We start from the raw sequence: 9,675 nt of genomic DNA, 5'->3' as shown, positions 1-9,675 counted from the left end.
AGCGTCCATGCCTCCATGACGTAGCTGGGCGGCGGAAGGGATAATACTTTTTGTAAAATATTTTGATTGCGGCGCCCCTGGCACCGCCGCACTCAGCTGAGCAGCACGATGCCGCCTGGCAGGCTCGTCATTTGCGCCCCCGTCAAGTCGCGTATCATCGCCAGCGCGCCATCGGTTTGCCCGATGGAAAAGCGCATGCGCACGAGGCGCCGGCCCAGTTCGGCATTGCGCAGCACGACCCTGCCGGGCCGGTAGCGGTTGATTTCATCGACCACGCGGGACAGCGGCTGGCCGGCAAACGACAGCGCGCCCGTGCGCCACGCGCTGGCTTCCTCTGCCGGCGCGGCCGTGGCCGCCTGCACGCCCCGCTCGTCGTAGACCAGTTGCTGCCCCGCATCGAGAGTCTGGCGACGCTGCTGCCAGACCACGTCCACGGCGCCGGCCAGGCAGGTGACGCACACGGCGTCGTCCGTGTGGCGCACATTGAAGCGGGCCGACTGCGCCAATAAACGCCCCGCGCCCGCCACCACCGATACGGGCTGGCGCGCGCCGCTGGCAACGATTTCCGCTTCGCCACCCAGCAGTTCGATCGCTTCCGGCGCCCGCACATTGATGCGCGTCTGCGTATTCATCTGCACCGTCATCTGCTGCGACAGGGCCACTTTCCGCTGCTCGCCCGTGCCCGTGCGGTAGTCGGCGCTCAGCTCCTGCAGCGACGGCCAGGCGCCCAAGGGCGGACGCAAGGCCAGCACGGCCACGCCGGCCGCCAGCGCGCCACCGATAAAAGCACGGCGCCCGGGACGCGCCGGGAACGCCAGCACGGCCGCCTGCTGCGGTGCGGCGGCGCGGGTCAAGGCGGGGTCGAGCGCCTGCCACACTTGCTTGAGCTCGCGCCAGGCGCGCGCATGGTCGGGACTAAGCGCGCACCAGGCGCGCAGGGCGTCGGCGTCGGCTTGCGTAAAATCGTCGGCACGCAAGCGCGCCCACCAAGCGGCGGCTTCCCGGCCAATGGCCGTGTCGGCATGATCTAAAGGGGCGCGTGGATCGCGGTCAGGAGCAGTCATGGGATTCATCAATATTTACGGCGGCCCGACACATCGCTGCGCTGGGCGGCATCGGCGTCGGCCATGCACGTTTTACAGTGTTGCATGGCGGCCTGCAATTCTTTCTTCACCATCGCCACGGAAATGCCGAAGCGTTCGGCGATGTCCGCATTGAGCATGCCATCGATGCGCGCCGCCGTCAGGATGGCGCGGCGGCGCGGCGACAGGCCCGCCAAGGCCACGTCGAGCGCCTGCACGTCGAGCCGCGCCGAGACGATGCGGGCCGGGTCGCTGATGTCGTCGCCGGGTTCGTCGGCCATGTGCATCAACTCTTCGCGTTCGCGCTCGGTGACGATGATGCGGTCGCGCCGGTAGGCATCGGTGGCGATATTGGCCGCCATGCGCAGCAGATAGGCGTCGGGATTGTGGACGGGCGCGGCGGCGGGGCCCGGCGCCACCATCGCTTCGAGGCGCAGCCAGGTTTCCTGCAGCGCATCGGCCGCATGGTGCTTGCAGCCGACGACGCGCTCAAGACGCCAGCGCAGCACGGCGTAGCGCGAACTGAGGTGGCGTTTGAGTTTGGTGCGCAGGTCGGGCATGCTCATGGCGCGGACATGGTCCTGGGGGCGCAATCGACTTCGCTGCCCGGCCCTTGCGGCAGCAGCAGGATGGAAACGGGCTGCGGCATCGAGGGCAGCGGCGCGGCGCCCACGCGCATGCCCAGCACGACGCGTGCAATGGCCGTGTCGCGCGCGCGCAAACCCGTGCTGTCGAGCAGGTGCACGCGGTCCACCACGCCGGCGCGGTTCAGATACAGTTGCAGCGCCAGGCGGTAGCCGCCGGGACGCGTCTGCGCCGCGCGGCACAGCAGTCCCAGCAGCACATGCTGCAAGCGGCTGACATAGGCCGCATGGTCGCCGCCGCCCTGCGTGGCGCCCGGGATGTCGGCGGCGGCCACGACGGCGGCCTGCGGCAAGTCCGCTGCCGTTGCTGAAGCGCCGGCCGGGGCATACACAATGACGGCTTGCGCGTCGGACAGGCGCGATAGCAGGCCCGTGCCTTCCAGCAAGGCTTGCAGGGCCGCACCCGCCGCATACGGGCCGTGCACGGCGGCCGACTGGCGCTGCGCGTAGCGCTGGTCCATCAGCACGGCGACGCCCGTGCGGCGGCTGTACAGGTCCAGCGCGTCGCCCAGGTTTTGCGCGGCGATATCGAACTGCAAGACGGCGCCATCGGCCGACTGGGCCCGCACGGGCCCCACCGTGGCCAGGAAACCCAGCAGTACCAGGTATCCCGCCAGCGCAAGCACATGGACGGATGCCGGGCTGCCTGTCATATCGCTATCGAGTCGCTATCGTGTGAGGGGAAAACTGCGTGGCAACAAGGCATTGCCAAGTAACAATTCTTGCATCAACTGCAATAGCCTACACACAAAAAATGACGGCTTCGTGACATGCTTGCCATCAATAAATTTCGCCATGCGGGACGTCGGGCGCGGCGCTTATTTCGGCTACACTGGCTGCTACTCTCCCTTTCAGACGCCTGATGATCGAAAAGAATCTGCCCGAGCTGGTCATGCTGAAACGCCTCATCGACGAGGGCGGCAGCCACCTGGAAGTGGCCGCGCCCTGCAGCATCGCCATGGATGGGCGCGAGTTTCCCGTGTACTCGATCGCCATGGGCAATCCCGGCCCCGACGTGCCCGTGCTGGGCTTTTTCGGCGGCATCCATGGTCTCGAACGCATCGGCACGCAAGTACTGCTGTCCTTTTTGGAAAGCCTGATCGCGCGCCTGCGCTGGGACGCCACCCTGCACCAGCAGCTGGAAACCATGCGCCTCGTGTTCATGCCGCTGGTCAATCCGGGCGGCATGTGGCAAGCCACGCGCAGCAATCCGCGCGGCGTGGACCTGATGCGCAACGCACCCTTGAGCGCGCGCGAAAAGGTGCCGTTCATGCTCGGTGGACAGCGCTACAGTGCCCGCCTGCCCTGGTACCGCGGTGCGGCGGAGGGACCGATGGAGGTGGAAAGCCAGGCCGTGTGCGACCTTGTCGAGCGCGAACTGCTGTCGCGCCAGTTCAGCATCGCCCTCGATTGCCATTCCGGTTTCGGCTTGCGCGACCGCATCTGGTTTCCCCATGCGCATACCAAGGTGCCCATAGCCCACCTGGCCGAAATCGGCGCGCTGGAAGAACTGTTCAGCCAGAGCTACCCGAACCACAACTATGTGTTCGAGCCGCAAAGCCGGCAATACCGCACGCATGGCGACCTGTGGGACTATCTGTACCTGAACGGCACCAGCTACAGCGGGCGCGTGTTCCTGCCGCTGACCCTGGAAATGGGCTCGTGGCGCTGGGTCAAGAAAAACCCGCGCCAGCTGTTCAACCGGGTCAGCATTTTCAACCCCACGGCCGCGCACCGCCTGCAGCGCGTGCTGCGCCGGCACCTGGTATGGTTCGATTTCCTCATGCGCGCCGCCAGCAGCCACGGCCGCTGGATGCCCGAAGGCTTGCTGCGCAAGGCGCAGCGCCGGCGCGCGCTGGCGCAATGGTACGAATCATGAGCCGCGCACACACCTGGGTCCTGCTGCGCGGCCTGATGCGCGAACAGCGCCACTGGGGCAGCTTCCCCGCCACCCTGGCGCGCGCCCTGCCCGGCGCCCACATCGTCACGCCCGACTTGCCCGGCAACGGCACGCGCCACGCGCAGGACAGCGCCATCCGCGTGGCCGCCATGGTGGAAGACTGCCGCCAGGAACTGCTGGCGCGCGGCATCCCCGCACCCTACCACTTGCTGGCCCTGTCGCTGGGCGGCATGGTGGCCGTCGAATGGGCGAACCGCTACCCGCAGGAAATCGCCTGCTGCGTACTGATCAACACCAGCATGCGGCCGTTCAGTCCCTTCCATCAACGCCTGCGCTGGCAAAACTATGGCGCCCTGCTGCGCCAGCTGCTGCTGGGCGACGCAGGCAGCCAGGAAGCGCTGATCCTGCGCCTGACCAGCCGCAGGCATGCCCATGGCAACCCCGCGCTGCTGGCCGACTGGCTTAGTTACCAGCAGCAATACCCGGTCAGCCGCCGCAACGCGCTGCGCCAGCTGCTGTCGGCAGCCCGCTACCGCGCCCCGGCAAGGCGCCCGCCCATGCCCGTGCTGGTGATGGCCGGCGCGCAAGACCGACTGGTGGACCACCGCTGCTCGCAGCGCCTGGCCCGCGCGTGGCAGGCCGATTGCCTGATCCACGGCGATGCGGGCCACGACTTGCCGCTCGACGAGGGGCAATGGGTGGCGCAATCGGTGGCGAGGTGGCTGGGCGTGGTAGCGACAGGCAATAACAAGATAAACACAGCACAATCATCATGCCAATAGCAAACCACACAGACCAACTGACAGCGCTGGTAGAAGCCGGCGTCCGTGAACACGTTTTTCCAGGCGCGGCCTGGGCCGTGGGCACCGTCGACCACCACGCAATGGGCGCGGCCGGGCGGCTCACGCCCGAAACGTCCAGCGCCGCGATGCAGGTCGACACCTTGTTCGACATCGCTTCGTTGACCAAGATCATCAGCGTCTGGTCGCTGGTCGGCCAGCTGGTGAAGCAGAATCGCCTGCGCCTGGACAGCCGGCTCGCCGATCGTCTGCCCGGCACGGCAGGCTATGCGCTGGGGCCCATCACGATTTTCCAGCTGCTCACGCACACGGCCGGCTTGCCGCTGCGCGCCCGCCTGCGCGCCAGCTATGGCGACGTGTACGACGATATCGTGCGCGGCGTGCTGCGCGAGCCGCTGGAGGGCACGCCGGGCCAGGCCGTCGAATACACGGACCGCGCGGCCCTGATCCTCGGCCTGGTCATCGAACGGCTGCTGGGCATGCCGCTGGATGTGGCCCTTGCCGAGCGGGTGCTGCAGCCGCTGGGCATGGCCGCCACGGGATATGGTCCTGTGGCGCCACGGCACGGCCAGCTGGTCGCACCGACCGAGTACTGCGACGAGGCAGGCACCCACCTTGCCGGCACGGCGCATGACTTTTCAACCCGGCTGCTGGGCGGCGTGTGCGGCATTGCCGGCCTGTTTTCCAACGTGCCCGACCTGCAGCGCTTCCTGCGGGCGATGCTGACTCCGCATGGGGATGTGTTTGACGCCGCCTGGGTGAGGGAATCGCTGAGGGTACAGACGGGCGAGCTGAAGCCCTCGCGCGGCCTGTTCTGGCATCCGGCGGCAGGCACCGGGCAGCAAGACGATGTCTGGTGCCACCTGGGCTTCACGGGCACGGCCATGTGGCTCAGCCCCCGGCGCGGCCGCTATGCGGTGCTGCTGACGAACAAGCTGTATTACACGCGCGATTTCACCAGGATCAACGACATCCGGCGCGACTTCATGCGCGGCGCATTCGCTCTCTGAAGCCGCGCCGCTTTTCAGAACAGTCCGATTTTCCGTGGATGCCGAAGTTTCTATACTTCGTCCATCTTAACCTGTCGGGAAAATCGCCATGAGCGCAGCCGTGTATGCCCTTTCATCCACCACGATGAGGCAGCGCCTGCCGGCGCGCCCCTTCACCGTGCCCAGCGACGCGGACGTCATCCATGCCATCCATTCGGGTGATGGGCTGCGTGTCGTCTACCAGCCCCAGTATGACTTGCACAGCCGGCGCGTTGTCAGCGCGGAAGCGCTGCTACGCTGGGACCATCCACAGCATGGCAGCGTGCCGCCGTCGGTACTCATTCCCATGGTGAACCGGCTCGGCCTGCATCTGCCGCTGTTCGACCTGGTCGTCAAGGAAGTCATCGCCATGTTGCAGCACCTGCGCCGTCAAGGTGGTGACGTGCCCGTTGCCGTCAACGCCTCGATCGATACCGTGTGCACGCCCGGCATGGCCGATCTGCTTGCCACAAAAATGTGGGATGCCTGCCTGCCGACGCGGCTGCTGAAAGTCGAAGTCACCGAAGACTTGCCGGTCCTCGACGAACTGTGCCTGTCGGCTTGCCTCAACACCTTGCGGGCAAAGGGGTTTCCCCTGTCACTCGACGATTTCGGCGCCGGTTCCGCCACCTTCAACGTCCTGTTCAAGATGCCTTTCGATGAAGTCAAGATCGACGGCGCCTTTATTCGCGACATGGAAACCAATACCCATTCGCATGCCATCGTCGCCACCCTCATTTCACTGGCACAAAGGCTCAACCTCAAACTGGTGGCCGAAGGTATCGAGAGCGAATCGGTGCTGGCGGCCTTGCTGGGCATCGGCTGCCATATCGGCCAGGGCTATGCGTTGGCACGCCCGATGGAGCGCGAAGAGTTTATCCAGCGTCAACTGACCAAGCCCGTGGCAATGGCAATGGCAATGGCAATGGCAATGGCAATGACACTGAAGGCGATGTGACATGAGCGACATGAAGCAATTACCGCTGATCTTGACCACCGATGCCATCGCTGCCGGGACAGCCGTCCACACGCACGATGCTGCGGCACTCGTCGAACGCCTGCTCGCCTACATGGGACTGCGCAATGATGCCTGCCTGGCACGCGAACTGGGCGTGCCGCCGTTCGCGATCAGCAAGCTGAGAAGAGGAAACGCCGCGCTCGATACGGACATGCTGATACGCATGCACGAAGCATCGGGCCTGTCCATCGGCGAACTGCGGGCACTCACGGATCCCCGGCACTGATCCCCACCGAGCGGCATGGCCGCTCCCCAAGCAAAAACGGCGCGCCATCACTGGCGCGCCGTTTTTTTGTATTGGAGCATCCCCGCATGGCGGCATGCTCCAGCCATTGCACAGCTTTATGGCTTTCTCTTTTGCGTGATGCCTGCGGCGGCCAGCTGCGGGCCCTGGCGTGGCGAGCGCGCCATGAGGAATGCGGCCGGCACTTGCAGATCGAGGCGCTGGACAGCAGCCTCATGACTCCAGCTGGCGCCGGGAATCGACGCCAGCACTTGCTGGCACGGCAGCAGCAACTGCTCTTTGGACAGCTGCACGCCATACTCCTGCAAATCCACTGTACTCATGCACGGCGAGGGACGGCTTTCTCCAGCCACCGGCAGGAAGGCCACGTCGCGCCGTTCCATGCGCTGGCCATTGACGAATATGTCAACCGTATGCGTGCCGCCCAGCAGTTCGGCGCTGCGTTCATCGGCGGGTGCCGCCTTGGCATTGATGAGCTCAGGCACGCACACGGCATCGGCTTGCTGCAGCTTGCCGCCCTCGCCTTGCATGACAGATGCGGGAATGGCCAAAGTACAACGTTCATGCGCCCTGCCGCCCCAGGAAATCGATAACTGCCGGGTAGTTTCCTGCAGGCGCGCATACAGCTGGCCGCCCTGTCCCACCACGCCCACCGGCAAGCCTTGCTCATCTTTCACTGTGGCACCAAAGGCCAGCACCTCGCCGTTCGCCAAGCTCACGTTGAATAGTATCGCGCGGCCCGTGCTGGTGCCATACTTCAAAAATACGACAGCGCCATCACGCGGTGCCACCTGCTGGCTTGTTTCGCTCAGCTCGACATCCATCGACGTGCCCTGCGGATCAATCGCCACTTCATTCAATTCATACGGACGCAAATAGGGCAGGACCGCATTGCCGCTGGCGTCGAGCCTGAGGCCAGGATAGCCGGCCACCTTGGCGCCGGCGGCACCAGGCGCATGCACGACGGCGATGGTTTCGCCACGCAGCGGCGTCAGGGTCACACCGCCCGGATGGGCCACCACGCTGCCGCTCATGCTGACCGAGGCACTGCTATAGCCGGTGCCGCGCCCCACGCTGGCGCCAACCATCGCCTGCGCCCCGGTATACTGGCCGTTGAGGGTGCTGCTGTTGCTGCTGCCATTGCGGCTCACTGATGCGCCATAGCTAAATTGCCGTTCTTCTCCGGCGCTGCCGCTCAGCGTTGCCAGCTGGTCATAGCGGCCATCCGTGTCGCGCGATACCTGCGCCGACATTTGCGGCCTGTACAGACTGTCATTGCCACCCAGCGGCATGCTCAAGGTCAGTTGTATCCTGCTTTCCATACCGCCATAAGATACCTTGCTGCGATTGGCATTGATGCCGTAGCTCACGCGCCCCACCTGCTTGTTGTAGCTGAGCTGATATTGCAAGTCCTGGCCCGGCCGGTTCCAGTAATTCTGTGCATAACCGCTGATGCTGACCTGCCCCCACGCACCCAGGCGCTGGTCGGCGGTCAAGGACACGCGGTTGCGGGGCCTATACTGCATATTGGAATCGTAACCATTGCGTTCGGCGTCGAGCACTTGCGTCGCATTGGCAAAATCCAGATAGCCGCTGGTGGAAAAACGGTAAGCAGCCATCGAGAAATTACTGCCGGTGCTCAAGACATTCTTGCTGTATGACAAGCGCAGACTTTGGCCCTTGGCCGTGTCTGCGGCAAGTTTCGTCTGCGCGTGACTTAGATCGATGGATACGGCGCCTATCGGTAATGCAAAGGCCACGCCGCCGAGCAGGGACAAATAGTCCTCACTGGCCTGCAAGCCACCGTAACCGGTCAGGCTATTATTCAAACCATACTGCAAAGTGCCCTGCAGGACGCGCGCCTGCTTGCTCAAGAAATTATTGCGCGTTACGCCAGCCGCCGCGCCGAAGCGCAGCGAACCCGGACGCAGCAACTGGCTGACGGCCGCATACGGCACGACAAAGCGCTGTTCGCTACCGTCCGCTTCGGACACTGTCACGTTCAAGTCGCCACCGTAACCCGTGGCATACATGTCGTCGATGACGAAGGCGCCTGGCGCCACCGTCGTTTCAAGCAGGAGATTGCCCGCCTGGCGTATGCTCACGCGCGCGTTGGTGCGGGCAATGCCGCGCACCACGGGCGCATAGCCGCGCAAGGAATTGGGCAACATGCGGTCATCGCTGGCCAGTTGCGCTCCCCGGAAGGATAAGGTATCGAAAATCTCCCCGCTGGTATTCGCATCGCCCAGTGTCAGCTGGCTTTTCAGCGCCGTCATGTCGCGCCGCGCATAGGTATCAAGCACCTGGTAACGACTGCCTCCCTGCTGCTGCCAGCTGAGTGCGCCATTATGGCGAAAACGCCAGCCGCCCATATTGAAGCCGCCGTTGAGGCCCAGATAAGCGGAGTCGAATGACGTACCGCCACTCTTGTTGTGATAGCTGTTAAAGTTGTAACCCAACATGCCCGAAGTGACACCGCTATCCCACAGTTCCGGGCTGACATAACCGCGCGCATTGCGCCGCAGCGACGCCTGGGGAATGCTGATATTGACCTGCTGAATCTCCGGCAAAAACACGGCCGTGGCATTCGCTATCAATTTGCCCAATTCGACACACTGCCCTTCTGCCAGCAAGGTCATGGCTTCCGGCGACAGCAGTGATATATTCACGCCCAGCAATTCAAGCAGTTTGCGCGATATGCACACCACGGGATTACTGCCGTCATCGTTGGCATTGATGCGGATATCCTGGCGATTTCTCAGCTCGCCGTTGAGGGCGATATCGGCGCGGTACGTGCCCGGCAAGACAGGATTGCCTTTTTGGTAAATAGCGAGATCCAGGCTGCGCGAGCCTTCCGGCAAGAAAACACTATTAAACTCGACCTGGTCCGCATGCGCAGCTGGTATGGTCAAAGCACATGAACTGAACGCCACCGCCTTGAGCATACTGCCAACAAGCT

Annotated in this window: 9 protein-coding genes; 5 read left to right on the top strand and 4 right to left on the bottom strand. The window is 64.3% G+C overall.

The window, feature by feature from the left end; translation table 11 throughout:
• Positions 1-92 precede the first annotated feature (92 nt).
• The 3 genes from AC4BCN_RS14010 to AC4BCN_RS14000 are packed head-to-tail and all read right to left on the bottom strand — an operon-like array spanning position 93 to position 2,379.
• Positions 93-1,064: a FecR family protein gene (locus tag AC4BCN_RS14010; protein WP_490493549.1), complete on the bottom strand. Its 972-nt coding sequence runs from the start codon at positions 1,062-1,064 to the stop codon at positions 93-95.
• Positions 1,065-1,072: 8 nt separating this feature from the next.
• Positions 1,073-1,648, bottom strand: a complete 576-nt coding sequence (locus AC4BCN_RS14005; protein ID WP_490493548.1) for an RNA polymerase sigma factor — start codon at positions 1,646-1,648, stop codon at positions 1,073-1,075.
• The gene (locus tag AC4BCN_RS14000) at positions 1,645-2,379 is read right to left on the bottom strand and encodes a TonB-dependent outer membrane receptor (protein WP_490493547.1); all 735 of its coding nucleotides are present in this window, start codon (positions 2,377-2,379) and stop codon (positions 1,645-1,647) included. The genes AC4BCN_RS14005 and AC4BCN_RS14000 overlap by 4 nt, the downstream gene beginning before the upstream one ends.
• A gap of 209 nt (positions 2,380-2,588) precedes the next feature.
• Here AC4BCN_RS14000 and AC4BCN_RS13995 point away from each other — a divergent pair, with 209 nt between their 5' ends.
• From AC4BCN_RS13995 to AC4BCN_RS13975, 5 genes are all read left to right on the top strand, one after another.
• The gene (locus AC4BCN_RS13995) at positions 2,589-3,605 is read left to right on the top strand and encodes a M14 family zinc carboxypeptidase (RefSeq protein WP_490493546.1); all 1,017 of its coding nucleotides are present in this window, start codon (positions 2,589-2,591) and stop codon (positions 3,603-3,605) included.
• Positions 3,602-4,408: an alpha/beta fold hydrolase gene (locus AC4BCN_RS13990; RefSeq protein ID WP_490493545.1), complete on the top strand. Its 807-nt coding sequence runs from the start codon at positions 3,602-3,604 to the stop codon at positions 4,406-4,408. The genes AC4BCN_RS13995 and AC4BCN_RS13990 overlap by 4 nt, the downstream gene beginning before the upstream one ends.
• A complete protein-coding gene (locus AC4BCN_RS13985; protein ID WP_490493544.1) occupies positions 4,399-5,436 on the top strand; it encodes a serine hydrolase domain-containing protein in 1,038 nt (345 codons plus the stop codon). The genes AC4BCN_RS13990 and AC4BCN_RS13985 overlap by 10 nt, the downstream gene beginning before the upstream one ends.
• 88 nt (positions 5,437-5,524) lie before the next feature.
• Positions 5,525-6,412, top strand: a complete 888-nt coding sequence (locus tag AC4BCN_RS13980) for an EAL domain-containing protein (protein WP_338682196.1) — start codon at positions 5,525-5,527, stop codon at positions 6,410-6,412.
• Between the two features lies 1 nt (position 6,413).
• Entirely contained in the window at positions 6,414-6,698 is a 285-nt protein-coding gene (locus AC4BCN_RS13975) for a transcriptional regulator (RefSeq protein WP_338682194.1), read from the top strand.
• Between the two features lie 116 nt (positions 6,699-6,814).
• Here the strand turns inward: AC4BCN_RS13975 and AC4BCN_RS13970 are convergent, their stop codons facing one another.
• Positions 6,815-9,628, bottom strand: a complete 2,814-nt coding sequence (locus tag AC4BCN_RS13970; RefSeq protein ID WP_338682192.1) for a fimbria/pilus outer membrane usher protein — start codon at positions 9,626-9,628, stop codon at positions 6,815-6,817.
• Positions 9,629-9,675: the final 47 nt, after the last annotated feature.

Source organism: Janthinobacterium sp. Bl 1 (genome assembly GCF_058215535.1).
Note: the sequence above shows the minus strand (reverse complement) of the source record. Positions and strands in the feature narration are given on the sequence as shown.